This is a genomic window from Streptomyces sp. NPDC040410, assembly GCF_055595715.1.
Window position 1 is genome coordinate 103896 of record NZ_JBVIVK010000016.1, and the last position, 25505, is coordinate 129400.

General features: G+C 70.4%; 23 protein-coding genes and 2 pseudogenes. 10 read left to right on the forward strand and 15 right to left on the reverse strand.

The window, feature by feature from the left end; genetic code table 11:
• Positions 1-40: 40 nt before the first annotated feature.
• The 4 genes from ACZ562_RS28335 to ACZ562_RS28350 form a co-directional block, all read right to left on the reverse strand.
• The gene (locus tag ACZ562_RS28335) at positions 41-733 is read right to left on the reverse strand and encodes an ABC transporter ATP-binding protein (protein WP_471184657.1); all 693 of its coding nucleotides are present in this window, start codon (positions 731-733) and stop codon (positions 41-43) included.
• Positions 730-1254: a PadR family transcriptional regulator gene (locus tag ACZ562_RS28340; RefSeq protein WP_471184659.1), complete on the reverse strand. Its 525-nt coding sequence runs from the start codon at positions 1252-1254 to the stop codon at positions 730-732. The genes ACZ562_RS28335 and ACZ562_RS28340 overlap by 4 nt, the downstream gene beginning before the upstream one ends.
• A gap of 116 nt (positions 1255-1370) precedes the next feature.
• On the reverse strand, positions 1371-1655 hold the full coding sequence (locus tag ACZ562_RS28345; RefSeq protein WP_471184661.1) for a type II toxin-antitoxin system antitoxin: 285 nt from the start codon (positions 1653-1655) through the stop codon (positions 1371-1373).
• Positions 1601-2548: an SPFH domain-containing protein gene (locus tag ACZ562_RS28350; protein ID WP_471184664.1), complete on the reverse strand. Its 948-nt coding sequence runs from the start codon at positions 2546-2548 to the stop codon at positions 1601-1603. Before ACZ562_RS28350 ends, ACZ562_RS28345 begins: the two co-directional genes overlap by 55 nt.
• Positions 2549-2794: 246 nt before the next feature.
• On the opposite strand from ACZ562_RS28350, the gene ACZ562_RS28355 reads away from it, so the two are divergent.
• Positions 2795-5170 carry a transglycosylase domain-containing protein gene (locus tag ACZ562_RS28355; protein WP_471184666.1) on the forward strand — a complete coding sequence of 792 codons (2376 nt, stop codon included), beginning with the start codon at positions 2795-2797 and terminating at the stop codon, positions 5168-5170.
• Between the two features lie 143 nt (positions 5171-5313).
• Here the strand turns inward: ACZ562_RS28355 and ACZ562_RS28360 are convergent, their stop codons facing one another.
• From ACZ562_RS28360 to ACZ562_RS28375, 4 genes are all read right to left on the reverse strand, one after another.
• Positions 5314-7434 (reverse strand): SpoIIE family protein phosphatase, encoded by a 2121-nt coding sequence (locus ACZ562_RS28360; RefSeq protein WP_471184668.1) that lies wholly within the window; start codon positions 7432-7434, stop codon positions 5314-5316.
• Positions 7435-7727: 293 nt separating this feature from the next.
• Complete coding sequence (gene fomD, locus ACZ562_RS28365) at positions 7728-8420, reverse strand: cytidylyl-2-hydroxypropylphosphonate hydrolase (protein ID WP_471184671.1); 693 nt, start codon at positions 8418-8420, stop codon at positions 7728-7730.
• Positions 8421-8514: 94 nt separating this feature from the next.
• Positions 8515-9900: a class II fumarate hydratase gene (locus tag ACZ562_RS28370; protein ID WP_471184673.1), complete on the reverse strand. Its 1386-nt coding sequence runs from the start codon at positions 9898-9900 to the stop codon at positions 8515-8517.
• A 208-nt stretch (positions 9901-10108) separates the two neighbouring features.
• Positions 10109-11773 carry a fumarate hydratase gene (locus ACZ562_RS28375; RefSeq protein ID WP_471184676.1) on the reverse strand — a complete coding sequence of 555 codons (1665 nt, stop codon included), beginning with the start codon at positions 11771-11773 and terminating at the stop codon, positions 10109-10111.
• A 167-nt stretch (positions 11774-11940) separates the two neighbouring features.
• On the opposite strand from ACZ562_RS28375, the gene ACZ562_RS28380 reads away from it, so the two are divergent.
• A complete protein-coding gene (locus ACZ562_RS28380) occupies positions 11941-12621 on the forward strand; it encodes a DUF1707 SHOCT-like domain-containing protein (protein WP_471184678.1) in 681 nt (226 codons plus the stop codon).
• A 183-nt stretch (positions 12622-12804) separates the two neighbouring features.
• Complete coding sequence (locus tag ACZ562_RS28385) at positions 12805-13182, forward strand: WhiB family transcriptional regulator (RefSeq protein WP_471184681.1); 378 nt, start codon at positions 12805-12807, stop codon at positions 13180-13182.
• Positions 13183-13390: 208 nt separating this feature from the next.
• On the opposite strand, the gene glpX is transcribed toward ACZ562_RS28385, so the two are convergent.
• The gene (glpX, locus tag ACZ562_RS28390; protein ID WP_471184683.1) at positions 13391-14425 is read right to left on the reverse strand and encodes a class II fructose-bisphosphatase; all 1035 of its coding nucleotides are present in this window, start codon (positions 14423-14425) and stop codon (positions 13391-13393) included.
• 126 nt (positions 14426-14551) lie between these two features.
• Here glpX and ACZ562_RS28395 point away from each other — a divergent pair, with 126 nt between their 5' ends.
• The gene (locus ACZ562_RS28395) at positions 14552-15073 is read left to right on the forward strand and encodes a DUF4245 domain-containing protein (RefSeq protein ID WP_471184686.1); all 522 of its coding nucleotides are present in this window, start codon (positions 14552-14554) and stop codon (positions 15071-15073) included.
• A 70-nt stretch (positions 15074-15143) separates the two neighbouring features.
• Here ACZ562_RS28395 and ACZ562_RS28400 read toward each other — a convergent pair whose 3' ends face one another.
• From ACZ562_RS28400 to xseA, 3 genes are all read right to left on the reverse strand, one after another.
• Positions 15144-15734: a malonic semialdehyde reductase gene (locus tag ACZ562_RS28400; RefSeq protein ID WP_471184819.1), complete on the reverse strand. Its 591-nt coding sequence runs from the start codon at positions 15732-15734 to the stop codon at positions 15144-15146.
• A gap of 170 nt (positions 15735-15904) precedes the next feature.
• Entirely contained in the window at positions 15905-16141 is a 237-nt protein-coding gene (locus ACZ562_RS28405) for an exodeoxyribonuclease VII small subunit (RefSeq protein ID WP_471184689.1), read from the reverse strand.
• A 9-nt stretch (positions 16142-16150) separates the two neighbouring features.
• Complete coding sequence (xseA, locus tag ACZ562_RS28410) at positions 16151-17359, reverse strand: exodeoxyribonuclease VII large subunit (RefSeq protein ID WP_471184692.1); 1209 nt, start codon at positions 17357-17359, stop codon at positions 16151-16153.
• Positions 17360-17469: 110 nt separating this feature from the next.
• On the opposite strand from xseA, the gene ACZ562_RS28415 reads away from it, so the two are divergent.
• Positions 17470-18486, forward strand: coding sequence for a 4-hydroxy-3-methylbut-2-enyl diphosphate reductase (locus ACZ562_RS28415; RefSeq protein WP_471184694.1), 1017 nt, complete (start codon positions 17470-17472; stop codon positions 18484-18486).
• Positions 18487-18534: 48 nt separating this feature from the next.
• On the forward strand, positions 18535-19281 hold the full coding sequence (gene ppgK / locus ACZ562_RS28420) for a polyphosphate--glucose phosphotransferase (protein WP_471184697.1): 747 nt from the start codon (positions 18535-18537) through the stop codon (positions 19279-19281).
• Between the two features lie 229 nt (positions 19282-19510).
• Here the strand turns inward: ppgK and ACZ562_RS28425 are convergent, their stop codons facing one another.
• The gene (locus ACZ562_RS28425; protein WP_471184699.1) at positions 19511-20047 is read right to left on the reverse strand and encodes a DUF6542 domain-containing protein; all 537 of its coding nucleotides are present in this window, start codon (positions 20045-20047) and stop codon (positions 19511-19513) included.
• Positions 20048-20238: 191 nt separating this feature from the next.
• On the opposite strand from ACZ562_RS28425, the gene ychF reads away from it, so the two are divergent.
• Positions 20239-21327, forward strand: coding sequence for a redox-regulated ATPase YchF (gene ychF / locus ACZ562_RS28430; RefSeq protein WP_471184702.1), 1089 nt, complete (start codon positions 20239-20241; stop codon positions 21325-21327).
• 58 nt (positions 21328-21385) lie between these two features.
• On the opposite strand, the pseudogene ACZ562_RS28435 reads toward ychF, so the two are convergent.
• Positions 21386-21680, reverse strand: a pseudogene (locus tag ACZ562_RS28435) (LysR substrate-binding domain-containing protein); the annotation flags it as partial.
• 1 nt (position 21681) lies between these two features.
• Between ACZ562_RS28435 and ACZ562_RS28440 the strand changes: the two are divergent.
• Positions 21682-21898, forward strand: a pseudogene (locus tag ACZ562_RS28440) (proprotein convertase P-domain-containing protein); the annotation flags it as partial.
• Positions 21899-21901: 3 nt separating this feature from the next.
• On the opposite strand, the gene ACZ562_RS28445 reads toward ACZ562_RS28440, so the two are convergent.
• On the reverse strand, positions 21902-23131 hold the full coding sequence (locus tag ACZ562_RS28445; RefSeq protein ID WP_471184705.1) for a serpin family protein: 1230 nt from the start codon (positions 23129-23131) through the stop codon (positions 21902-21904).
• Positions 23132-23253: 122 nt separating this feature from the next.
• On the opposite strand from ACZ562_RS28445, the gene ACZ562_RS28450 reads away from it, so the two are divergent.
• Together ACZ562_RS28450 and ACZ562_RS28455 are read left to right on the forward strand one after the other, a co-directional pair.
• The gene (locus ACZ562_RS28450) at positions 23254-24453 is read left to right on the forward strand and encodes a DUF4190 domain-containing protein (protein WP_471184708.1); all 1200 of its coding nucleotides are present in this window, start codon (positions 23254-23256) and stop codon (positions 24451-24453) included.
• 147 nt (positions 24454-24600) lie between these two features.
• Positions 24601-25353, forward strand: coding sequence for a GntR family transcriptional regulator (locus ACZ562_RS28455; protein WP_471184711.1), 753 nt, complete (start codon positions 24601-24603; stop codon positions 25351-25353).
• Positions 25354-25505 lie beyond the last annotated feature (152 nt).

Consider the following 25505-nt stretch of genomic DNA (forward strand, 5'->3'; position numbering starts at 1 on the left):
GCTCGGCTTCGCCCGCCCGGGAGGTGCCCCCCGCGGACACTCATACGATCCGCTCCATGTCCCGGGACTTCCCGTCCCGTACGACGATCTCGCGGTCGGAGTACGCCGCCACCCGCGCCTCGTGCGTGACCAGCACGACGGCGGCGTTGGTGGACCGGGCGGCCTCCGTGAGCAGCTCCATGACCCGCTCGCCGTTGAGGGAGTCGAGCGCGCCGGTCGGCTCGTCGGCGAACAGCACCCGCGGGCTGGTGACCAGCGCTCGGGCGACGGCCACCCGCTGCCCCTGACCGCCGGAAACCTCGCCGGGCCGCTTGGCCTTGAGGTCGTCGACCTCGAGCCGCTCCATCCAGGTCAGCGCGGTGCGCTCGGCCTCCCTGCGACCCGTGCCGTTCAGCCGCAGCGGAAGGGCCACGTTCTCGACGCAGGTCAGCTCGGGAACGAGCTGCCCGAACTGGAACACGAAGCCGAACTCGGACCGCCGCAGCGCGCTGCGCCGTGCGTCGCTCATCCCGGCCATCTCCTGGCCGTTGTACGTGATCGAGCCCGAGTCGGGCGGCACGATCCCGGCCAGGCAGTGCAGCAGGGTCGACTTGCCGGAGCCGGAGGGGCCCATCACGGCGACGACCTCGCCGGGGTGTATGGAGAACTCGGCGCCGTCCAGCGCGGTCGTCGGACCGTACGCCTTGCGCAGCTCGGACGCTGCGAGCAGGGACCCGGCCGGATGAGTCGTCATCGGGTCACCGCCTCGGCGAGTTTGTCGAGACGCGCCGCGGTCAGCTCCAGCCAGCGCAGGTCGGCCTCGAGATGGAAGAGCGCGTGGTCGCAGATCAGCTGGTCGGCGAGGTCGCCCTTGCGCTTGCGGTCGGTGAGGATCCGCATCATCCGCAGGTGCTCGGAGCGCTGCGTGTCGAGGATGTCGGCCGCGTCGCGGTGTGTGAGGAGCGCGAGGACGACCTTGGTGTAGAGCGTCGACTGCAGATACGGCTCGGGTTTCTCCGGCGTGGCGAGCCACTGCTCCACGTCGGTGACACCGGCGTCGGTGATCGCGTATCGCTTGCGCTCGGGCCCGCCGCCCGCCTCGATCCCGTCGACTTCGACGAGCCCGTGCTTCAGGAGGCGCGACATCGTCGAGTAGACCTGGCCGTAGTGCAGCGGCCGGTCCTGACCGAACTTCTCGTCGAAGGCCCGCTTCAGGTCGTAGCCGTGGCGGGGCCCGGACTCCAGGAGTCCCAGAAGGGTGTGACCGATGGACATGAGCAGCACTCTACACAGCATGTATACGCGACATGTATACGCGGAGTGTGTAGATCATGGCGCGGGGTACGGACATGCAGGTGGTGGCCGATTGTCACGGTTCTGCCACACGGCTCTCAGCTGCCCGGTGGCCGTCCACGGCGAGGCAGCGGGCCGGCCTCGCCCGGCAGGCGCCCCGCCTCGGCGAGGGCGCGTCGCAGCAGGAACTCGATCTGCGCGTTCGCGGACCGCAGCTCGTCCCCGGCCCACCGGGCCAGCGCCTCGTACACGGCGGGATCCAGCCGCAGCAGCACCTGCTTGCGCTGCTGCGGCCGACGCTGAGGGGCCTGCCCCTCGGAGGGATCCGTCACTGGTAGAGGGACCCGGTGTTGAGGACCGGCTGCGGGCTCCGGTCGCCGCACAGCACCACCATCAGGTTCGACACCATCGCCGCCTTCCGTTCGGGGTCCAGCTCCACGATGTCCCGCTCGGTGAGCCGGGCGAGTGCCGCCTCGACCATCCCCACCGCTCCGTCCACGATCTCCCGCCGGGCCGCGACGACCGCTCCGGCCTGCTGCCGCTGGAGCATCGCCGAGGCGATCTCGGGAGCGTACGCGAGATGCGTGAACCGTGACTCGATGATCCGCACTCCGGCCGCCTCCACGCGCGCGTGCAGCTCGGCGGCGAGCTTCTCGGTGATCTCCTCGGCGTTCCCGCGCAGCGACAGCCCGTCTTCGTCGTGGGCGTCGTAGGGGTACTCGATGGCGATGTGGCGGACGGCCGCCTCGGTCTGTGTGGCGACGAACTCGAGGAAGTCGTCCACCTCGAAGGTGGCCTGCGCGGTGTCCTGGACCTTCCACACCACGACCGCGGCGAGTTCGATCGGGTTGCCGTAGGCGTCGTTGACCTTGAGGACGGCGGTCTCGTGGTTGCGTACGCGGGTCGAGATCTTCGAGCGCGAGGTGAACGGGTTCACCCAGCGCAGCCCGTCCTCGCGGATCGTGCCCCGGTACCGGCCGAAGAGCTGGACGACCCGCGCCTCGCCCGGCGACACCGTGTTCAGCCCGCACATCGCGAGGAAGGCGGCGACGGCGACCAGGATGCCGGTGACGATCAGCGCGGCCTTGGTGCCCTCCTCGGTGAGGGTCGAGCCGCCCGCGATCGTCCCGGCGCCGAGCAGCAGCCCGAACAGCCCGAGCAGCAGCGCGAGCCCGCCGCCGATGCTGTGCGCGGTGAACTCCCGTACGCGGGGCGCGGGCATCTCGGGTATGTCGGCGGTGTCCGCGGAGCCGTGCGCCGAGTCGTGCGTGGACATGGGTGTCCCCCGTTCTGTCATAGCTCTTGTCTAGCTAAGTGATAGCACTTTAAGGGCAACCGGTGTCTCCCGGGCAACCCTCGGCCTCCGTTGTTCGTCGGTTCCGTTGGAACGGGTGCTGATTCTCACGCCCGTAAAAGACCGGATCGAAGGCCGTTTGTCATAGAGGGCGGTGTTAGCTTTCTGAGGCTGATCCGAGCCACCAACCTGTGTGACGGCCGAGTAGGAAGCGGAGCGAAGCGACTCATGGGACGAGCGGAAGACAGACGAGCGCGACAGCGTGGTGGCCGCCGCGCGGCGCCCAGGAACCGCTCGGCACAGGCGGCCATGGACTCGGCGCCGACGGCTCCCGGCCAGGGCCGGGCAGCCGCCAGGAGGAGTACCAAGGGCGGCAAGGGCGGCAAGGCTGACAGGAGCCTCATACGCAGGCTGTTCACCTGGAAGAAGATCCTCGGCACGTTCTTCGGCATGTGTCTGCTCGGCATCGGCGCCTTCGTCACGCTGTACCTGATGATCGATATACCCGCCATCGGGAACGACGAAGCCAGGCTGCAGAGCAACGTCTACGAGTACAGCGACGGCACGCTCCTGACCCGCCACGGCGCACGCAACCGTGAGGTCGTGACTCTCGCGCAGGTCCCGAAGCCCGTGCAGAAGGCCTTCGTCGCCGCCGAGAACAAGACCTTCTACAAGGACGCCGGCGTCGACATCAAGGGCACCGCCCGCGGCGTGTTCAACACTGTCTCCGGCAAGGGCACGCAGGGCGGCTCGACGATCACCCAGCAGTACGTCAAGAACTACTACCTGACCCAGGACCGGACCGTCACGCGCAAGCTGAAGGAAATGGTCATCTCGCTGAAGCTGGACCGCCAGAAGGACAAGGACTACATCCTCGCCGGCTACCTCAACACCAGCTACTACGGCCGCGGCTGCTACGGCATCCAGGCCGCCGCCCAGTACTACTACGGCGTCGACTCCGACAGGCTCACCGTCGAGCAGGGCGCCTACCTCGCCGCGCTGATGCAGGCTCCGGAGGACTACTCCTGGGCCGTCGCCAGCGACACAGGCAGGAGGCTGGCCAAGAACCGCTGGAACTACGTCCTCGACAACATGGTCGAGCAGGGCTGGCTGGACAAGGCCGAGCGCGAGGCCATGAAGTTCCCGGTGCCCAAGGAGCCCAAGCCCGTGGCCGGTATGCGCGGCCAGGTCGGCTACCTGGTGGACGCCGCCAACGACGCGCTGGAGAAGCAACTCGTCGCCCAGGGCAGCGCCGATGACGCCAAGCAGGCCGAGGCGATGGTCGAGGCCGGCGGCTGGACCATCACCCTCAACATCGACAAGAAGAAGCAGGCGGCGCTGGAGGAGTCGGTCAAGGGCCAGCTGACCGGCAAGCTGGACGAGAAGAAGCGCAAGGTCGACGGGAACGTGCAGGCCGGTGCCGTGTCGGTCAGCCCGAAGACGGGCGCGGTCGTCGCGATGTACGGCGGCGTGGACTATCTGAAGCACTACATCAACAACGCGACCCGCCGGGACTACCAGCCCGCCTCCACCTTCAAGCCGGTCATCCTCGCGGCGGCCCTCGACCACTCCGCCGAGACGCAGGACGGCACCGAGATCACCGCGAACACGATCTACGACGGCACGAGCAAGCGGCCCGTCGAGGGCAGTGACATCGCCTTCGCCCCGGAGAACGAGGACGACCAGAACTACGGGGACGTCACCGTCCAGACGGCGATGAACAAGTCCGTCAACTCCGTCTTCGCGCAGATGGGCGTCGATGTCGGCATGGACAAGGTGCTCGACGTCGCGGGCGACCTCGGCATGGACACCGAGGGGCTGAAGGCGGTGCCGGCGCAGACCCTGGGCACCATGGGCGCGAGCCCCCTGGAGATGGCCGGCGTCTACGCGACCCTCGACAACCACGGCACGAAGGTCACGCCGACGATCATCAAGAAGGTCGAGCACAGCACCCGCAGCATCGATCTCCCGGATCCCATCGGGGACCAGGTCATCAGCCGTGAGGCCGCCGACTCCGTCACCTCGGTGCTCACCGGCGTGGTGGACGACGGTACGGCCAGGACCTCGGTGCGGGACAACCCGAAGCGCAACGGCCAGAAGGTCGCGGGCAAGACGGGTACGTCCGACGACAACAAGTCGGCCTGGTTCACCGGCTACACCCCGACCCTGGTCACCTCGGTCGGCCTGTTCGGCGAGTCCGCCAAGCCGCCGCACCCGCAGGTCACCCTGACCGGCGCCACCGGCCTCCTCCCGGCACCCGGCCGTATCAACGGCGGCGGCTACCCGGCACAGATCTGGGCGGCGTACACCTTCGGGGTCTCGAGCAAGGTCACCGGCTTCGACCTGCAGACCGACCAGGGCGCCGCGGTCCAGCCGGCCCAGACGGCGACGGTCTCGCAGAAGCCGTCGTCGACGCCTTCGGACAAGCCGACGACCAAGGAGCCGACGCCCTCGGACAAGCCGACGACCAAGGAGCCGACGTCCGCGCCGCCGACCTCCGAGGAGCCGACGGATCCGGCGACGACCACCGAGCCGACGGATCCGGAGACGACCCCGACGGACGATGTGCCGGAGGACCCCGAGGAACCGAACAGCGGACAGTAGGAACAGCGAAGGGCGCCCGGCAGACACCGGGCGCCCTTGTCGTCCCAAGGGGCGCGGGGGGCGTGACACTTTGCGGCTTCGCCGCACGGACGCGACCACCACGACGGACCCGCCGTGTGCGAACGGCCCCCAGAGCGGAGTGCTCAGCCCTGGTTCAGCTCGAACCAGACCACCTTCCCCGTACTCAGCCGGGTCGCGCCCCACCGCCTGGCCAGCTTGTTCACCAGGTAGAGGCCGCGCCCGCCCTCGTCCGTGGCGCGCGCCTGCCTGAGGCGCGGCAGCTGCGGCACGTCGTCGCCGACCTCGCAGCGCAGCACGTCGGTGCGCAGCAGCCGCAGCGTGACCGGCCGCGAGGCATAGCGCACGGCGTTGGTCACCACCTCGCTGACCAGGAGCTCGACCGAGTCGCTGAGCTCCTCCAGACCCCAGCGGGACAGCGCGCGCCGGGCCAGGCGCCGGGCCCGGCCGGGGGCAGCGTCCTCCGGCTCCAGGAACCAGTACGCCACGTCGCTCGGCGCGATTCCGTCGAAGCGGGCGGCGAGCAGCGCGATGTCGTCGTCCCGGTCGCCCGGCCCGAGCATGTCGAGCACCTCGTCGCACAGGGCTTCCAGGGGCGGCGGATGGTCCGGCCCCGTCAGCTGCGCGGTCGCCGCGAGCTTCTCGCGCAGCTGCTCTATACCGGTCCATACGTCCCTGAGGCGGGATTCGACGAGCCCGTCGGTGTAGAGGAGCAGTGTCGCCCCGGCCGGCGCGTCCAGCTCCACGGCCTCGAAGTCGACGCCGCCCACGCCGATCGGCGCGCCCGGCGGCACCCGCAGCACCTCGGCCCGGCCGCCCAGGTGCAGCAGGACCGGCGGGGGATGGCCGGCGTTGGCGATGGTGATGCGGTGCGACACCGGGTCGTACACGGCGTACAGGCAGGTAGCCATGCGGTCGGTGCCCAGCCGCTGGGCCTGTTCGTCGAGGTGGTGCAGAACCTCCTGCGGCGGCAGGTCGAGCCCGGCGAGGGTCTGGGCCGTCGTCCGCAGCTGTCCCATGATCGCGGCGGACGTCATGGAGTGGCCCATGACGTCCCCGACGACGAGGGCGACCCGGCTGCCGGGCAGCGGAATGGCGTCGTACCAGTCTCCGCCGACCCGCGCGGTCTCGGCGGCGGGGAGGTAGCGGGACGCCAGCCGTACTCCGGTGGGCCGGGGGAGGGTCTCGGGCAGCATGGTGCGCTGCAGCTCGTCGGCGATGTACGCCTCACGCCCGTACAGCACGGCCTTGTCGATGCCGAGCGCGCTGTGCGTGGCGAGCTGGGCGGCCACCAGCAGGTCGTCGGCCTCGAAGGGGATGCGCTCCGGGCGGCGCAGGAACAGCGCGGCGCCGATGACACGGCGCCGGCCGCGCAGCGGGGCGAGGATGGCGCGCTGCCCGCCCGGCACCACGAACTCACATCCCTCGCCCAGGAGTTCGGGCAGTGCGGCACGGGCGGCCGGCGTGTCCGTGAACACGGGCCGCACCCCGCGCAGCACCTCGGCGAGCGCACTGCCGGGCCGCACCTCGCACAGTTCGGTGCCGATGGTGTCCAGCTCGGAAGGCTCCGGCTGGAGGGCCGGCGTGAACCCGCCGTCGGTGTCCCGCTCCTCCGGGATCCGGTCGGTACGGCGCAGCCGCAGCACGAGGGGGCCGGTGGGCCGCTCGTCGCCGACGGGCAGCGGGTCGCGCAGATAGACGAGGATCGCGTCCGAGAACGTCGGCACGGTCGCCCGGCACAGCCCCATCACGATCTCGTCGAGGTCGATTCCGCGGGCGATCCGCCGCGTCGCGGCACCCACGAACCGCAGCCGGTCCCCGTCCCGCCGCATCGGCGTGGGCCGCCCGGGCGGCAGTCCCTGCCCGGTACGGCGCTCCTGGCCGGCCTGGGACGCGGCCGGCCGGTCCTGATCGGCGGCGGACTGGACCGGGATGGCCTCGGACTCGGGTACGGGCCGCGGACGGTGGGTGCCGGTCTCGGCGGCGGCGGGCTGGGAGTGTTCGGGCCCGGTGCCGACGGAGCCCGCGGGACCCGAGGAGTCCTTGCCGTTGCCGCACGGCGCGGGGGCGCCCGGCGCGGTCGTGCCGGGCCCTGACGGCGTCTCTCCCGTCCGTGCCTGTGCGGGTAAGGCGTTCACGTCGGCGGGGGACGGGGCGGGCGCAGAGGAACGCAGGAGCGCCCCGCGTGGGTCCGCGGGGTCGGCGCCCGTCTGGGGGCGCTCGAAGGAGGTGGGATACTCCGTCACGCGTGTCGAATCCGTCCGTCCGGGGCTGCGCGCCGCGCGTGCAGTTCGTCCCGCAGGAATGCCGATACCCGGAATACGTGTCCCCGGAACGGAATTCCTGCGTGGTCAGAGGCTGTTCCTGTGTCACCGGCTGACCGTGTACGGCCCCTGCCGGTGTTGCCCTCGTACCCCTCGCTCACGTCCTGCCGCCCCTCGGTGACGATCGGTCAAGCCCAGCGCATGCGCGGGAAGTTACCGCGTGCCCCTTGCGGAGGACGATCCTACGTTTCTTGCCCGGGGGCGCATCAAGGGTCTCATGAGGACATGTGCGCGGGAGTACGGTCCCAGTCCTCCGGAAGGGCCGGAACCGTCCAGGACGGATCCGGGCGCCAGTGCTGCCAGCCGTCCGAGAACGGCGGGCCCCAGGCATCGATCACCTCCACCGCGGACCGCCCCGCCTCCCGCACCAGCGCGGCCAGCCCGGCGTCCATCAGGCCGTCCCGCTGGGCCTGCGCGAACTCGTCCTCGTCCCGCCAGTGCCAACTGCGGTCCGGGTGGACGGAGATGTCCAGGAAGTGGTCCTCGGAGTCGACCCCGCCGTCCCAGCGCGTCAGCGGCTGTTCGAGGTTCACGTACCAGTTCTTGAAGCGCCAGCCCGGATCCCAGAACAGCCATACCGACCACGGCTCACCGGGCCGGGCCAGCTTCAGCACCCCGGTGCCGAACCACCGGTCGCGCTGCACGGTCCGGGGCTTGGTGTAGCGCGACTCCAGCGGCTCCAGGTGCACGGGTGTGCCGTCGGCGAGCGCGGGTTTGACGCATTCGGTGCCGGGCGCCATCCAGACGGCGAGGATCTCGCCGTCGTCCCGTGCGACGGTCACGGGGCGCGCGATGTGGAAGCGTGCGCCGGCGTTTTCCCGGTACCGCCACAGGATCTGACTCCCGGGCTCCCAGTACGCCGAAGACCCGCCCGCTTCCACTCGTCTCATCGCTCCACCGTCCGCCATGCACAGATATTAGGTGCCGTGGGCATACGACGCTGCCGTCCGCGTCACGGTTCACACGCCCGTTATCGGGGCTCGGTTCGCCCGGCGGTGCCGGTCACGGGTGCGTCATGCGCAGGACATCCAGGGCCTCGTCGAGCTGTTCGACCGTCAGATGCCCTTGCTCCACGTACCCGCCCTCCAGGACGGCCTGGCGGATCGTCTTCCGCTCGGCCAGCGCCTTCTTGGCGACCTTGGCTGCCGCCTCGTACCCGATGTACTTGTTGAGCGGAGTGACCACGGAGGGCGACGACTCGGCGTACTCGCGGGCCCGTTCCCGGTGGGCGACGATCCCGTCGACGGTCCGGTCGGCGAGCAGCCGGGAGACGTTGGCGAGCAGCCGTACGGACTCCAGCACGTTCCTGGCGATGACCGGCAGCATGACGTTGAGCTCGAAGTTGCCGGCGGCCCCCGCGGCGGCGACGGTGGCGTCGTTGCCGGTGACCTGCGCGGCGACCATGAGCACGGCCTCCGGAATGACGGGATTGACCTTGCCCGGCATGATCGAGGAGCCCGGCTGGAGGTCGGGCAGGGAGATCTCGGCGAGACCCGTCCGCGGCCCGGACGCCATCCACCGCAGATCATTGGCGATCTTGGTCAGTCCGACGGCGATGGTCCGCAGCTGCCCGCTCGTCTCGACGATCCCGTCCCGGGCGCCCTGCGCCTCGAAATGGTCGCGGGCCTCGGTGAGCGGCAGCCCGGTGGCGCGCGCGACCTCCTCGATGACGGCTGCGGAGAACCCGGGCGGCGTGTTGATGCCGGTGCCGACCGCCGTGCCGCCGAGGGGCAGCTCGGCGAGCCGGGGAAGCGAGGCGTTCAGCCGCTCGACCCCGTACCGCACCTGCGCCGCGTACCCCCCGAACTCCTGCCCCAGGGTCACCGGCGTGGCGTCCATGAGATGCGTCCGTCCCGACTTCACCACATCGGCGAACTCCTCGGCCTTGCGCTCCAGCGAGGTGGCCAGGTGGTCGAGGGCGGGGATGAGGTCCCGGGTGACGGCGGCGGTGGCGGCGATGTGGATGGACGACGGAAACACGTCGTTGGACGACTGCGACGCGTTGACATGATCGTTCGGGTGTACGTCCTTGCCCAGCCGCTCACTCGCGAGAGTGGCGATGACCTCGTTGGTGTTCATGTTGGACGAGGTCCCCGACCCCGTCTGGAACACATCGATGGGAAAGTGCGCGTCCCACGTCCCCTCCGCGACCTCTGCCGCCGCGTCCTGGATCGCCTCGGCGACCTCCTTGTCCACCACCCCGAGCTCGGCGTTCACCTTCGCGGCCGCGCCCTTGATACGCGCGAGCGCCTCGATGTGCGCACGCTCGATGCGCTGCCCTGAGACGGGGAAGTTCTCGACGGCGCGCTGCGTCTGCGCCCGCCACTTGGCCTCGGCGGGGACGCGGACCTCGCCCATGGAGTCGTGCTCGATGCGGTAGTCGCTCATACCGGGTACATCGCGTGCGAGGTCGGGGATGTTCCCGGCAGGATGATCGTCCCGCACCCAGCCCGTCCGGCGTCCGGGGACGAGGCCGTCAGGCCGAAGGGGGCCCGGGGCGGGCCCCGGTGGGGTGCGGGGCGAAGGGGCAGAGCCCCTGGGACGGGACGGGCGGGGGCGGCGGGGGCGAAATCCGTCCCCCGGCGCCCCGGAGGCGCTACGCCGGCCCGGGCCCCCGTACCGGAATCGACGTGAACGTCGGCGTCGGCGCAGGATTTTGGAAGAAGTCGTTGCCCTTGTCGTCGACGACGACGAACGCCGGGAAGTCCTCGACCTCGATCTTCCAGACCGCCTCCATGCCGAGCTCCTCGTACTCGACGACCTCGACCTTCTTGATGCAGTCCTGGGCGAGACGGGCGGCGGGGCCGCCGATGGAGCCGAGGTAGAAGCCGCCGTGGGCGTCGCACGCGTCGGTGACCTGCTTGCTGCGGTTGCCCTTGGCCAGCATCACCTTGGAGCCGCCCGCGGCCTGGAACTGCTCTACGTACGAGTCCATGCGGCCGGCCGTCGTCGGGCCGAACGAACCGGACGCGTAACCCTCGGGCGTCTTCGCCGGACCCGCGTAGTACACCGGGTGGTCCTTGAGGTACTGCGGCATCTCCTCGCCCGCGTCCAGCCGCTCCTTGATCTTGGCGTGCGCGATGTCACGTGCCACGACCAGCGGACCGGAGAGCGAGAGCCGGGTCTTCACCGGGTACTTGGTCAGCTCGGCCAGGATGTCGTCCATCGGCTGGTTGAGGTCGATCTTCACGACGTCGCCCTCGTCCAGGTGCTCGTCCGTCGTCTCCGGCAGGAACCGCGCCGGGTCCGTCTCCAGCTGCTCCAGGAAGACACCCTCCGCCGTGATCTTCGCGACCGCCTGGCGGTCGGCCGAGCAGGACACGGCGATGGCGACCGGGCAGGACGCGCCGTGGCGGGGGAGGCGGACGACCCGTACGTCGTGGCAGAAGTACTTGCCGCCGAACTGCGCGCCGATGCCGATCTTCTGCGTCAGCTCGAAGACCTTCTCCTCCAGCTCCTTGTCCCGGAAGCCGTGGCCCAGCGGCGAGCCCTCGGCCGGGATCTCGTCCAGGTAGTGCGCGGAGGCGTACTTCGCGGTCTTCAGGGCGTATTCGGCCGACGTACCGCCGACGACGACGGCCAGGTGGTACGGCGGGCAGGCGGCCGTACCGAGCGAACGGATCTTCTCCTCCAGGAACTTCATCATGGAGGCCTCGTTCAGGACGGCCTTCGTCTCCTGGTAGAGGAACGACTTGTTGGCGGAGCCGCCGCCCTTGGCCATGAACAGGAACTTGTACGCGCCGCCGTCGGTTGCATACAGCTCGATCTGCGCCGGCAGGTTGGAGCCGGTGTTCTTCTCCTCCCACATGGTGAGCGGAGCCATCTGCGAGTAGCGCAGGTTCAGGTTCTGGTAGGCGTCGTGGATGCCGTGAGAGAGGGCGGCCTCGTCGCCGCCCTCGGTGAGCACGTTCTGTCCGCGCTTGCCCATGACGATCGCCGTGCCGGTGTCCTGGCACATCGGGAGCACGCCCGCGGCCGCGATGTTCGCGTTCTTCAGCAGGTCGAGGGCGACGAACTTGTCGTTGCTCGACGCCTCGGGGTCGTCGATGATGCGGCGCAGCTGGGCCAGGTGGGCCGGGCGCAGGTAGTGCTGGATGTCGTGGACGGCCTCCTCGGCCAGCTTGCGCAGCGCCTCCGGCTCCACCTTGAGGAACGTCCGCCCGTCGGCCTCGAAGGTGGAGACACCCTCGGAGGTCACCAGCCGGTACGGGGTGGTGTCCTCTCCCATGGGGAGCAGATCGGTGTACGCGAACTCAGGCATGTCGCCCATTCCTCACTCGACGGATTGCTGCCCGTCCTCCATTGGCGGGCGCCCACCAGCGTAGAACCTGCCGCTGACGGCGAACCTGTGAGGTAAGGCTCAGTTCGACCCGCGCGGGCCGCCCACACCCCTAGTCGCGATCTATCGCGTTTGGGTACGCTGCTGTCGTGGACCTTCAGAAGCAGACCGCGCCCGCCGTCCCCGAACTCCGTGCCTCGGACGCCGATCGCGACCGCATCGCGGACATCCTCCGGGAGGCCCTCGCCGAGGGCCGCCTCACCGCCGACGAGCACGCCGAGCGCGTCGAGGGGGTGCTGAACGCCAAGACGGTCGGCGAGCTGGAGGTTTTCATACGGGACCTGCCGGCCGCTCACCGGCGGTCCGCCCCGGCGTTCGCCGTGGCCCCCAACCGCCCCGCCGCCGCCCTGCCGGCCGACCCCGACGACAACGTGGTGGCCGTCTTCAGCAGCGCCGTCCGCAAGGGCCGCTGGCGTGCGGGGCGCCGGATCCACGCGTACGCGGTCTTCGGCACTGTCGAGATAGACCTCAGCGAGGCGCTCTTCGAGTACCAGCAGGTCGTGGTCAAGGCGATCTCGGTCTTCGGTAATGTCGAGGTCCGCGTCCCGGAGAACGTGTCACTGCGCGGCACCGGCGGCGGCGTCCTCGGCAACTTCGAGGTGGACACGCTGGATTCGGACGACCCCGAGGCTCCCGTCGTCTACGTGGACGGCTGGGCGGTCCTGGGCAACATCGAGGGCAGGCCCAAGCGGGGCAGGCTCGTGGTGGACATCCTCGACCGGGTGCAGCGCAAGGTCGACAAGGGTTTGCGCAAGCACTTGGATCGTTGACGGTTGTGAACTCGGCCGGGTTCGAAGGGAATTGGTCCACCCGCGGGCCTTGCGCGCCCGCTCGCGGCGTGCCGTAAGACCCCACGAAAACAGCGGTTCGGAACTCAGTGCATAGGCACGCGCACAGCGGGTAGGCCTTGCTGCATCGTCTCTCGCTCGCGAAGCCGTCGTCAGGAGTAGACCGTGCTGCAACCGCCGCATTCGTCCCTGCAGGTAGCTGCCGTTCCGGCCCAGCGGGTGCCAGTGCGCGACAGGGACCAAGACGCACCGTGGCACACCGAGGCGGTGTGCCGGCGCGACGAGGCCGGCCTGTTCTTCGCGCCCTCCAAGGAACCCACTGCCGCCCGGCTCTCCCGCGAGGAGGCGGCCAAGCGTGTCTGTGCGCGCTGCCCGGTGATGGTCGAGTGCCGCGAGCACGCGCTCCTGCAACCCGAGCCGTACGGCGTCTGGGGCGGCCTGACCGCCGCCGAACGCCGCGTGGTCCTGGCCCGCCGGCGCCGCCGCGACCTCGAACTCCAGAAGGCAGCCCGGGCGGCGGGCCGCATAGCGAAGGCCGGTTAGTCCGGCCGCTTCCACAGGGAAAGAGGGCGCCCCCTCCGCACCGGGGACGCCCTCCTTCCCATGACGCACATGACGCCGCACTCCTGAGAAACCGCGGGGTGGTGGACCGGCCCAAGGGGAGCGGGGCTGTGACGCCTGTGGCTCCGCCGCGTGGGCGCGGCCCGCCACGGTCCCGTTGCCCACGATCCGCTCCCCGTTCCCGGCGGAGCTACTTCGCCCGGTCGAAGTCGATCGCGCTGTACGCCCGCAGCTTGCTCAGCCGGTGCTCCGAGTTGATCTTCCGTACCGTCCCGGACTTCGACCTCATCACGATGGAATCGGTCGTGGCGGTCTCCGACCGATACCGCACGCCCCGCAGCAGTTCGCCGTCGGTGATACCCGTGGCGACGAAGAAGACGTTCTCTCCGGAGACCAGGTCGTCCGTGGTCAGCACACGGTCGAGGTCGTGCCCCGCGTCGATCGCCCGCTGCCGCTCTTCGTCGTCCTTGGGCCACAGCTTGCCCTGGATGGTGCCGCCCAGGCACTTCACGGCGCAGGCCGAGATGATGCCCTCGGGTGTGCCGCCGATGCCGAGCAGCAGGTCGACACCCGTGCCCTCGCGCAGCGCGTAGATCGAGCCGGCGACATCGCCGTCGGAGATCAGCTTGATGCGCGCGCCGGCTTCCCGGACCTCCTTGATGAGGCCTTCGTGGCGCGGCCGGTCGAGGATGACGACGGTGACGTCCTCCGGCGCGGACCGCTTGGCCTTGGCGATCCGGCGGATGTTCACCGCCACGGGCGCGTCGATGTCGACGAAGTCCGCGGCCTCGGGCCCGGTGACCAGCTTGTCCATGTAGAACACGGCGGACGGGTCGAACATCGACCCCCGGTCCGCGGCCGCCAGCACGGCGATCGCGTTCGGCATGCCCTTGGCGGTCAGCGTCGTCCCGTCGATCGGGTCGACGGCGATGTCGCACTCGGGCCCGGTCCCGTCGCCGACGCGCTCCCCGTTGAAGAGCATCGGGGCCTCGTCCTTCTCGCCCTCGCCGATGACGACGACGCCGTTCATCGAGACGGTGGAGACGAGGGTCCGCATGGCGCGAACAGCGGCACCGTCGGCGCCGTTCTTGTCGCCGCGCCCGACCCAGCGGCCGGCGGCCATCGCCGCGGCCTCGGTCACCCGGACGAGCTCCAGGGCGAGGTTGCGGTCGGGGGCTTCGGAGGGAACTTCGAGCTCGGACGGCAGATGATGGTTCTCGGTCATCGGAGCGCACCTTTCTGATACGACGACGGCCGGATGAGGGTATGCGCTCGACTCTATCGTTGGACGGACAAAATGAGCAGTGGCCCCCACGGATGAGCGCACCGGGGCACCTGCGACGATAGGGGCGTGGCAGGTTCGAACGGCAAGCAGAAGACGGTCCGGGACATGATCCTCTCCCTGGCCCTGATCGGGATCGCGGCGGCGGTCATCTACGTCTTCGTCCCGCACGACGACTCCGCTCCCGACATCAAGCGGGTCGACTACCGCGTCGAGCTCCTGACGGCGCGCCGCGCCGCGTCCTATCCGGTGGCCGCTCCGGAGGGCCTGTCCAAGGAGTGGAAGGCGACCTCGGTCCGCTTCCGCGGTGACGACTTCGACGCCTGGCATCTGGGCTTCCACGCCCCCGACGGGGAGTACGTGCAGATCGAGCAGTCGACTCAGAAGCGGTCGGCGTTCATCGACGAGGCGAGCCAGGGCGCGGAGGCGACGAAGACCACCCAGCAGATCGACGGCCGGACGTGGACGCGCTACTCCGGCGGCCGCTACGACGCCCTCGTCCTCACGGACAAGGGCGCGACGACCGTCGTGGCCGGCACGGGGTCGTTCGCACAGCTGACGGAGATGGCAGAGGCGCTGAAGACGGCGTGAGCGGCAGCGCCCCGGACACGGGGAAGCCCCCGGCGCCGGGGGCTTCTTGCGTCGAGCGGGCTTCGGCCGCTCAGACCGTGGTGACGACCTGGTCGTACTCCAGGCGCGGGGAGCGTGGGAACCAGGCGTCGTCGCCCGGCCTGCCGATGTTGACGACCATCAGCGGGGTGTGGTCGTCGTCCAGGAACTCCTTGCGGACGCCCTCGAAGTCCAGACCGGTCATCGGGCCGGCGGCGAGGCCGGCCGCACGCACGCCGATGATGAAGTACGCGGCCTGAAGGGCGGCGTTCAGCGCGGCGGCGCTCTCACGGGCCGGGCGCTCGGCGAAGAAGAGGTCCTTGGCCTGCGGGAAGTGCGGGAAGAGGTGCGGCAGCTCCTCGTGGAACTCGTTGTCCGCGGAGAGGATCGCGACCAGCGGGGCGGTGGCGGTCTTGGGCTGGTTGCCCTCGGCCATGTGCTTGACCAGACGCTCGCGGGCCTCGGCGGAGCGGATCAGGGTGATGCGCAGGGGGGTCTGGTTGAAGGCCGTCGGACCGTACTTGACCAGGTCGTAGATGGCCTGCACCTGCTCGTCGGTCACCGGCTCGCCGGTGAAGGTGTTCGCGGTACGGGCCTGGCGGAACAGCAGGTCCTGCGCGGCGGGGTCGAGGACGAGAGACATGAGTAGGACCTTCTCGGGACGAGCGGGGATCCGGGGGACCGGCTTGCTCATCGAAGGTACGGCGTGAAGGTTTAAGCTTCAACGAAAAAGAGAGCGAGGTGATCCGATTCACATGTGCTCCAACTTTCAAGGACTCGCGGGTGGTGCTCCCGGCCCACTCGTGCCCCGCGCTATGCGGAGCCGTCCGGCTCGCCCTCCCCCTCCCTCTCCTCCGCGAGCGCCGCGTCGAGCCGCTTGCGCGCACCCTCGAGCCAGGTCCGGCACACCCTGGCCAGCTCCTCGCCCCGCTCCCACAGCGCGAGGGACTCCTCCAGCGTCGTACCGCCCGCCTCCAGCCGCCGCACGACCTCGATCAACTCGTCCCGCGCCTGCTCGTACCCGAGCGCCTCGTCCACCTTGCTGGTCATACGCCCACTCTATGTATCGACTCGGACAGTGAACTCACCCTCGGCCACCCGCGCGCGCAGCGTCTCGTCCGGCGTCACCTCGGACGGATCGCGGACCACGTGGCCGTCGGCTTTCTGCAGAACCGCGTAGCCCCGCTTCAGCGTCGCCGCGGGGGAGAGCGCCACCACACGCGCGTGCGTGTGCGTCAGCTCCGAGTCGGCGCGGTCCAACAGGTGGCCGAGGGTGCGCCGGCCGCGGTCGAGGAGGGACGCCACATGATCGGCCCGCTCGTCGATCATCCGGTGCGGATCCTCTATCGACGGCCGGGCGAGGGCATGGGCCAGCCCGCGCTCCTCCCGCTCGACGAACGCCACCATGCAGCGCCGAGCGCGATCCCGCAGCTGCCGTACCCGCTCGTACTCCTCGCCGACGTCCGGTACCACCTTCTTCGCGGCGTCCGTGGGCGTCGACGCCCGCAGGTCGGCCACATGATCGAGGAGCGGGTTGTCCGGCTCGTGCCCGATAGCGGACACGACGGGTGTTCGGCAGGCGGCGACGGCCCGGACCAGCTGTTCGTCGGAGAACGGCAGCAGATCCTCCACGCTTCCGCCCCCGCGCGCGACGATGATCACGTCCACGTCGTCGAGCGCGTCGAGCTCCTTGACGGCCTGGACGACCTGCGGCACCGCGTGCACCCCCTGTACGGCGACGTTGCGTACCTCGAAGCGGACGGCGGGCCAGCGGTGCCGGGCGTTCTCCAGCACATCGCGCTCCGCGGCGGAGGCGCGGCCGCAGACCAGCCCGACGAGCTGGGGGAGGAAGGGCAGGGCCTTCTTCCGCTCGGGCGCGAACAGCCCCTCCGCGGCGAGGGACTTCTTCAGCTGTTCCAGCCGTGCCAGAAGTTCCCCGACCCCCACCGGCCTCATCTCGGCGGCCCGCAGGGAGAGCTGCCCGCGCGGGGCGTACCACTCGGGCCTGGCGAGGACGACGACCCGCGCCCCCTCGCTGACCACGTCGGCGACCGCGTCGAAAACCTGCCGGTAGCAGGTGACGCTCACCGAGATGTCGTACGACGGATCGCGCAAGGTCAGGAACACGACGCCCGCACCCGGCCGCCGCGACAGCTGGGTGATCTGCCCCTCGACCCACACCGCGCCGAGCCGGTCGATCCACCCCCCGATCAGCCGCGACACCTCACCGACGGGCAGGGGGGCTTCTGGGGACGTGTTCACAGCCATGCCGCGAGCGTAACGGCCGGCACCGACATCACGGCGTGCCCGTGCCGGTCCTCGGTCATGCGTGACTGTGACACGTGCGCGATCTTCGACGCCCCGGACGCGGCCTTACGATGGTTCGCATGACTGCTTCGCCTGGCCGCCGTGTCCTGCTCGCCGCTCCCCGGGGCTACTGCGCGGGTGTGGACCGCGCCGTGATCGCCGTCGAGAAGGCGCTGGAGCAGTACGGGGCGCCCGTCTACGTCCGGCACGAGATCGTCCACAACAAGTACGTCGTGCAGACCCTGGAGAAGAAGGGCGCCGTCTTCGTCGAGCGGACCGAGGAGGTCCCGCCGGGGAACATCGTCATGTTCTCGGCCCACGGCGTCGCTCCGGTCGTGCACGAGGAGGCCGCGCGGGGCCGGCTCGCCACCATCGACGCGACCTGCCCGCTGGTCACCAAGGTCCACAAGGAAGCCGTCCGCTTCGCCCAGGAGGACTACGACATCCTGCTGATCGGGCACGAGGGCCACGAGGAGGTCATCGGCACCTCCGGCGAGGCCCCCGAGCACATCCAGCTCGTCGACGGGCCCACCGACGTCGCCAAGGTGGAGGTCCGCGACCCGTCCAGGGTCGTCTGGCTGTCCCAGACCACGCTCTCCGTCGACGAGACCATGGAGACCGTCGACGCGCTCAAGGAGAAGTTCCCGCAGCTCATCTCCCCGCCCAGCGACGACATCTGCTATGCGACGCAGAACCGTCAGCTCGCGGTGAAGCAGATGGGCGCCGAGGCCGAGCTCGTGATCGTGGTCGGCTCACGCAACTCCTCCAACTCCAAGCGGCTCGTCGAGGTCGCCAAGCTCGCGGGCTCGCGCGAGGCATACCTCGTCGACTTCGCCGACGAGATCGACGAGGCCTGGCTCGAGGGCGTGTCCACGGTCGGCGTGACGTCCGGTGCCTCGGTCCCGGAGATCCTGGTCGAGCAGGTCCTGGAGTGGCTCGGCCGGCGTGGCTTCGAGGACGTCGAGATCGTCAAGGCGGCCGAGGAGTCCATCACCTTCTCGCTGCCGAAGGAGCTGCGCCGCGACCTGCGCGAGGAGGCCGCGGCGCTGGCCGCGGAGCGCGGCGGGAGCGGAGCCTCCGAGGAGTGACGGGCACCCACCCGAGTGACTGTCAGTCGTCCGTCGTAACGTAGAGCCATGCAGATCTTCGGCGTGGACATCGGTGGATCCGGGATCAAGGGCGCCCCCGTGGACCTGGACAGGGGCGACCTGGCCAAGGAGCGCTTCAAGGTGCTCACTCCGCAGCCGGCCACACCCGACGGCGTGGCCGACGGCGTGAAGCAGGTCGTCGACCACTTCGGGTGGGCGGGACCGGTCGGGCTCACCTTCCCCGGCGTCGTCACCGACGGGTCCACGATCCGCACGGCAGCCAACGTCGACAAGGCCTGGATCGACACCGACGCGCGCGCGTTGTTCGGCGACCGCCTGGGCGGCCTCCCGGTGACGGTCGTCAACGACGCGGACGCGGCCGGCGTCGCCGAGGTGAACTTCGGCGCCGGCCGGGGCCGCCGGGGCATCGTCATCCTGCTCACCTTCGGCACCGGCATCGGCAGCGCCCTTTTCGTCGACGGCGCCCTCGTCCCCAACACCGAACTGGGCCACCTGGAGCTGCACGGCCACGACGCGGAGAAACGCGCCTCCAGCAAGGCCAAGGACGACGAGGAGCTGACGTGGGAGCACTGGGCCCACCGCGTCCAGAGGTACCTCGCCCACGTGGAGATGCTGTTCTCGCCGGAGCTGTTCATCATCGGCGGCGGCGTCAGCCGGAAGTCCCAGAAGTTCCTGCACTTCATCGAGGGCATCAAGGCAGAGGTCGTCCCGGCACAGCTGCAGAACAACGCGGGGATCGTGGGGGCGGCGATGCGGGCGGCGAAGGTGGCCTAGTGCCGCGTCAGCCAAGGTTCGCCCCGTCGCGACGCCCGGCACGCTCCCCCACTGCCTCAAGGGCGTGAGAGGTGCCCCCACTCGCCGCACCGGCCGAAAGCCCGAGTACGTCCAGTACGAGGACTTCCGGCCGGCACGGCGAGAGCACGCACCGGACGCCGCTCCTTGACGGGCAAACCTTGGCTGACGCGGCACTAGGCTCCGGGGACCGGCCCGCCGAAGCGGTGGATCAGGCGCGCGGGCGGTTCCGGACAGCCCGGCGGTTCATCACGCGGATCTTCCGCACCGTCGCGATGACCCCGGCGACCAGCGTCCCGCCGTACAGCCACCCGGCCTGCGTGGCGAGCGCCGTGAAGAGGCCCATCAAGTGGCCGAAGAAGCCCCCGCCCCCGTCGGCCACGGGAAGGAGCCCGACGGCGAAGGCGATCGGCACGACGACGGGCGCGGTCACCAGGTCCCCCGGCCGGATCCAGAGTGCGGTCAGTCCGCACACCGGCAGGAACAGCACGCCGTACACGGTCAGCGACGCTCCGAGCAGCACCTGGTCCAGCCACCCGAGCACGAACATCAGCGCCACGCAGAAGAGCCCGCCGCCCAGCCCGGTCAGCCGCGGGTCCGGCAGCCGCCGTACCGCCGTGCGGGCCGGGGCCGGCGGGGCAGGAGGCCCCCGCCGCACCACCGCCGGACGACGCTGCGCCTGAGCGGGCAGCGGCGGCTTGCCGCGCGGCGGTCGGTACTGCCGGGGTCGCGTCCTGTGTTGCTCCACTGGACCAACCTAGGTCGGTTTATGTGCGGAATCGCCCCTCAGACACGCCGAGGGGCACAGCTTGGCCACGCGTTCGACACGTCGCCGGGGCGGGTCCCTGCACGCCGTAGACTGGTGGATCGGCCCGCGCATCGAAGAAGGACCGGGCCCGCAGCCCAGCCCCAGTCCTCTCACGTACGGGAAGTCGCAACGTGTCGCTCACGATCGGAATCGTCGGTCTGCCGAATGTCGGCAAGTCGACCCTGTTCAACGCCCTGACCAAGAACGACGTGCTGGCGGCCAACTACCCGTTCGCCACGATCGAGCCGAACGTCGGCGTGGTCGGCGTCCCGGACGCGCGCCTCACGAAACTGGCCGAAATCTTCGGTTCCCAGCGCATCCTCCCGGCGACCGTCGACTTCGTCGACATCGCGGGCATCGTGCGCGGCGCCAGCGAGGGCGAGGGCCTGGGCAACAAGTTCCTCGCGAACATCCGTGAGTCCGACGCGATCTGCCAGGTCATCCGTGCCTTCAGGGACGAGAACGTCGTCCACGTCGACGGCAAGGTCTCGCCCAAGGACGACATCGAGACCATCAACACCGAGCTGATCCTCGCCGACCTCCAGACCATCGAGAAGGTCCTTCCGCGCCTCCAGAAGGAGTCCCGGATCAAGAAGGACATCGCCCCGAAGGTCAAGGCCGTCGAGGAGGCCAAGGAGATCCTGGAGAAGGGCGACACGCTCTTCGCCCACGGCATCGTCCAGGGCACCGAGCGCAACGAGCTCCTCCACGACCTGCACCTGCTCACCACCAAGCCCTTCCTCTACGTCTTCAACGTCGACGAGGACGAGCTGACCGACGACTCCTTCAAGGACGAGCAGCGCGCCCTGGTCGCCCCCGCCGAGGCGATCTTCCTCAACGCCAAGCTGGAGGCAGACCTCGCCGAGCTCGACGAGGAGGACGCACTGGAGCTGCTCCAGTCCGTCGGCGTCGAGGAGCCGGGCCTCGCGACCCTCGCCCACGTCGGCTTCCGGACCCTCGGCCTGCAGACCTACCTGACGGCCGGCCCCAAGGAGTCCCGCGCCTGGACCATCAAGAAGGGCGCCACCGCCCCCGAGGCCGCCGGTGTCATCCACACCGACTTCCAGAAGGGCTTCATCAAGGCCGAGGTCATCTCCTTCGACGACCTGGTCGACACGGGCTCGGTCGCCGAGGCCCGCGCCAAGGGCAAGGCCCGCATGGAGGGCAAGGACTACGTGATGCAGGACGGCGACGTCGTGGAGTTCAGGTTCAACGTCTGACCCGCAAGTCGAAAGGGGCCGGTTCCTCCGGGAGCCGGCCCCTTCGTCACGCCTGGAATCACACCTCCGCGACCCGGCGGCACACTTCCGCACGGTCCCGCACCGGTGGGCGGCGGTCGTCCCCCTTGGGTCAGGCCAGGGCGTAGCGGCTGGGGCCGAGACCGTGCACCTGACGGGTGGTCACTGCGGCCCCGTGTGATCAGCGGGGCGTAGCCCGCCGCGACCAGGCACACGCCGAGGCCCACGACGAGGGCTGCGTACGTCTCCTCCGTGCCCGCGATCTCCGCGCCGATGCGCGGCGGGCGGCCGGCGCGTTCGTCCAGGGCGAGCCAGAAGCCGCGCAGGAGACCCGCGCACACGTACATCGGTGACCTCCGGGTCCAGCTGATCGCCCCGACGGCACCGCGTACACGCTCAAGGCCTAGGCACCGGCGGCAGTTCCGACGACATCGACACCGCGTACTCCGTGAACGCCTCCTCCGAGGTCGCGAACGGCATGTGGAGGCTGAGGGTCAGCGACAACGCGGCTCTCGACACCGGGCGGATCGACGCGTGGGCCCCGCAGTTCTGACGCTCACCCGATGACCGGGGCCCCGTCCGGGGCCGTCCGTCCGTACTCGTCCTCGCGGAACGGCCTGGGTTCGGTGACCCAGCCCGCCGCGAGGACGAGGCGTGTCGCGCGGTGCACCGCCAGGAAGCCGAAGGGGCGGTCGAAGGCGGCCGTGATGGTGGTCGTCACATAGCGGAGGTCGGGCACGCCTCCCGCCGCCACGGGCGCGAAGGCCGTCACCGCGGCGGCCCGGAAACCCAGGTCGCCGAAGGCCGCCGTGGTGGCCTGCTCGGCCGACCCGATGGCCAGGGGGAAGGCGCTGATGCCGGGGAAGTGGCCCCGGTCCGTGTCCCTCGCCGTGGTGAGGCCGAACAGCCGGTGCAGCTCCAGCAGATCGTGATGGGCCGTCATGTCGAACGCGACCGTCGTCACCGCGAGCGTCGGCGGCCGCGGGCTCGTGCAGCGCCGCCTCCCGACGCGCAGACCCGGACCCACCTCCCCGTACGGGAGTTGCGGCCCCGGCACGACCGGATGCCTGCGGGCCAGGATGCCGACACCAGCCGCCAGCACCTGACCGGGTGTCATCCGCTCCTCGCCGAGCAGGAGATGGACGTCGGTGCCGGTGTCGCCCAGCACCTTCAGCTCGGTGACGCAGCCGTCTGGTGTGTCCGCCACTCCGACCCGGTCCAGCAGGGCGCTCTCCAGGCGCAGGCCCAGCAGCGTCCGGTGCTGCCAGGGGCCGGCCGGCGGCCGCAGCGGCCAGTCCCGGAAGCGCCTCAGCCACCGTGTCCGCAGGGCGAGCGCGCTCGCCAGCACCATCTCGGTGTCATCCCGCAGGGCGACCGGCATGCGCTCGACCAGCCCGCCCGTACGCTTCTCCGCCCACGCGTCCAGTGCCGCTCCGTCCGCCGAGGTGTCCCCGGTGAGCACCCCGTGCGCCTCGGCGGGCAGTCCGGCCTCCCAGTTCCCGCGCAGTTCCAGCGTGCGCTTCGTCCACAGCCCGAGGGCCGAGTCCAGCCCCCGTATGTCCGCCATCGAGGCCAGCAACTCCCGAGCACGGGCGGCCGACTGCTCCGCCGGCATCCCGAGCGCCTCGGCCAGTTCCTCGCGTGCCGCGCCCCCCGCCCCGTCCGCCAGGAAGGCGAGCAGCGGCCAGACACCGGCCGCGGAGAAGACGGTGTCGCCCTCTGCCGTCCGGGCCCAGCGCTCCGTCAGACCGTTCACCGCCCGAATCGTCGCGTTCGCGATCGCCATTCCACCCCCGCCAGTCCCGCGCTTACCATGCGCGCAGTCGTACGTCAGTCCGCACCGTCACATCAGTCCCGCACCGTCACGTCATCCCCGGCGCCGCCGCCCGAACCAGGAGCACGGTACTCGTGTCCATACCCGCGCCCCCTGGGCCCCACCAGCCCCAGGAGCCGTACGTGCAGGGCCGGTATCCGATGCCGCCGCCGGGTCCGTCGTACCCGCGGGGACTCGTGCAGGGACCCTACGGCCCGCCCTACCAGCTCTGGGGTCAGGGTTACAGCCCGTACAACCGGCCCGTGCCCGTCAACGGCGTGGCCATCGCTTCGCTCGTCCTCGGCGTCCTGTGCTTCGTGCCCGCCGCGGGACTGGTCCTCGGGCTGATCGGGCTGGCGCAGATCAGGAAGCGGGGCGAGCGTGGCCGCGGGCTGGCCGTCGCCGGGTCCGTGCTGTCCTCCGTCGGGCTCGCGCTGTGGGTCGCGTCGCTGTCCACGGGCTTCGTCTCCGACGTCTGGGAGGGAGCCAAGGACGCCGCGAAAGAGAGCGCCTCGATGACCAGGGGCACGTGCTTCGACTCGCCCACCGGCCTGGAGGGGGCGGCCCACGACTTCGACGAGGCGCCCTGCTCCGGCAGGCACGACGGCGAGGTGTTCGCCGTCGTTCGGCTGCCGGGCGGCTCGTACCCCGGCGACGACGAGGTCACGGCCACCGCCGACGACAAGTGCTATGCCCTGCAGGCGAGTTACGCCATGGACGCCTGGGCGGTGCCGGACGACGTGGACGTCTACTACCTTCTGCCCACCAGGCAGAGCTGGCGTCTTGGCGACCGCGAGATCACCTGCGTGTTCGGCAACACGGACGAGGACGCCGGTCTGACGGGGTCGCTGCGCAACGACGCCTCGACGCTCGACGCCGACCAGCTCGCCTACCTGAAGGCGGCCAACACCCAGGACGCGGCCCTGGATTCGGCGCCCGACGCCGCCCCCGACGACGACCTGTCCGCGAACAAGGAGTGGGCCGGCCGGGTGTCGGACGCGCTCGGCGAGCAGGCCGCGATGCTGAGCGGGCGCCAGTGGCCGGCCAACGCCGAGAAGCCGGTCGCCGCCGTCGCCAGGGAACTGGAGGCCCTCCGGAAGGCGTGGGCACAGGCGGCCGTCGCCTCGGACGTGAACAGCTTCTACGAGCACTACGACCGGGCCGTGACGACCGAGGACCCCGACACGTCGGTCACCGCCCGCAAGGCTCTGGGGCTCGCCACGACACCGCCGTCGTACGACGGTGACCACGACGACACGGGCGACGGGGAAGGGGATGGCGAAACAGAGGTGTGACGGCGTCCATAGCGGGGAGAAAGTGCCTGCGTAAAGCCCTCCCCCGGAACAAGTCATCACATCGAGTGATTCTCTGGCCTTTGCTTGCATGCGAGAACCCACGGTTGCCACGCTGTTGCTGTCTGTACAACCTGATGGGAGCGGCCAGTGACATTCGGTGAGCAGCCGGCGTACCTGCGCGTCGCGGGTGATCTCCGACAGAAGATCGTCGACGGTTCGCTGCCACCGCACACGCGCCTCCCGTCCCAGGCCAGAATCCGCGAGGAGTACGGCGTCTCGGACACCGTCGCCCTCGAAGCGCGCAAGGTCCTGATGGCAGAAGGGCTGGTCGAGGGCCGCTCCGGCTCCGGGACCTATGTGCGCGAGCGGCCCGTGCCCCGGCGCATCTCCCGCTCCGGATACCGCCCGGCCACCGGTGCCACACCCTTCCGTCAGGAGCAGGCGGACGGCGAGTCGCGCGGCACCTGGGAGTCCAGCAGCGCACAGGGCGAGGCGAGCGGGGCCATCGCCGAGCGGCTCGCCATCCGGAGCGGCGACCGCGTGATGTGCACGAAGTACGTCTTCCGGGAGGCGGGCGAGGCGATCATGCTCTCCACCTCCTGGGAGCCCCTGGCCGTCACCGGCCGTACGCCCGTGATGCTGCCCGAGGAGGGCCCGCTCGGCGGCATGGGCGTCGTCGAGCGCATGGCCGCGATCGACGTGATCGTTGACAACGTCACCGAGGAGGTCGGCGCCCGCCCCGGCCTCGCCGAGGAGCTCCACGCCCTGGGCGGCGTCCCGGGGCATGTCGTCCTGGTCGTCCAGCGCACGTACTACGCCTCCGGCCGCCCCGTCGAGACGGCCGACGTGGTGATCCCGGCCGATCGCTACCGGGTCGCTTACCACCTCCCCGTGAGGTAGCCCACACCGCGTGCCACCTCCCCGACCTCCGCACACCCGTCTGGCAGTTGCCCCGGGCGTGAACCCCCTTCTGCGCCCCTTTGCGCGGCGGTGGAATTCGGCCGTTTTCGCAGGTCGACCCGTACATGCCTGCCATGCCGCTGACCGGATGC

Bases quoted from the DNA above. Each gene is read 5' to 3' on its own strand.
- ACZ562_RS28335 (WP_471184657.1), bottom strand. From the start codon at position 733: ATGACGACTCATCCGGCCGGGTCCCTGCTCGCAGCGTCCGAGCTGCGC.
- ACZ562_RS28340 (WP_471184659.1), bottom strand. From the start codon at position 1,254: ATGTCCATCGGTCACACCCTTCTGGGACTCCTGGAGTCCGGGCCCCGC.
- ACZ562_RS28350 (WP_471184664.1), bottom strand. From the start codon at position 2,548: ATGTCCACGCACGACTCGGCGCACGGCTCCGCGGACACCGCCGACATA.
- ACZ562_RS28355 (WP_471184666.1), top strand. From the start codon at position 2,795: ATGGGACGAGCGGAAGACAGACGAGCGCGACAGCGTGGTGGCCGCCGC.
- fomD (WP_471184671.1), bottom strand. From the start codon at position 8,420: ATGGCGGACGGTGGAGCGATGAGACGAGTGGAAGCGGGCGGGTCTTCG.
- ACZ562_RS28370 (WP_471184673.1), bottom strand. From the start codon at position 9,900: ATGAGCGACTACCGCATCGAGCACGACTCCATGGGCGAGGTCCGCGTC.
- ACZ562_RS28375 (WP_471184676.1), bottom strand. From the start codon at position 11,773: ATGCCTGAGTTCGCGTACACCGATCTGCTCCCCATGGGAGAGGACACC.
- glpX (WP_471184683.1), bottom strand. From the start codon at position 14,425: ATGACCGAGAACCATCATCTGCCGTCCGAGCTCGAAGTTCCCTCCGAA.
- ACZ562_RS28400 (WP_471184819.1), bottom strand. From the start codon at position 15,734: ATGTCTCTCGTCCTCGACCCCGCCGCGCAGGACCTGCTGTTCCGCCAG.
- ACZ562_RS28405 (WP_471184689.1), bottom strand. From the start codon at position 16,141: ATGACCAGCAAGGTGGACGAGGCGCTCGGGTACGAGCAGGCGCGGGAC.
- xseA (WP_471184692.1), bottom strand. From the start codon at position 17,359: ATGGCTGTGAACACGTCCCCAGAAGCCCCCCTGCCCGTCGGTGAGGTG.
- ACZ562_RS28415 (WP_471184694.1), top strand. From the start codon at position 17,470: ATGGTTCGCATGACTGCTTCGCCTGGCCGCCGTGTCCTGCTCGCCGCT.
- ppgK (WP_471184697.1), top strand. From the start codon at position 18,535: ATGCAGATCTTCGGCGTGGACATCGGTGGATCCGGGATCAAGGGCGCC.
- ACZ562_RS28445 (WP_471184705.1), bottom strand. From the start codon at position 23,131: ATGGCGATCGCGAACGCGACGATTCGGGCGGTGAACGGTCTGACGGAG.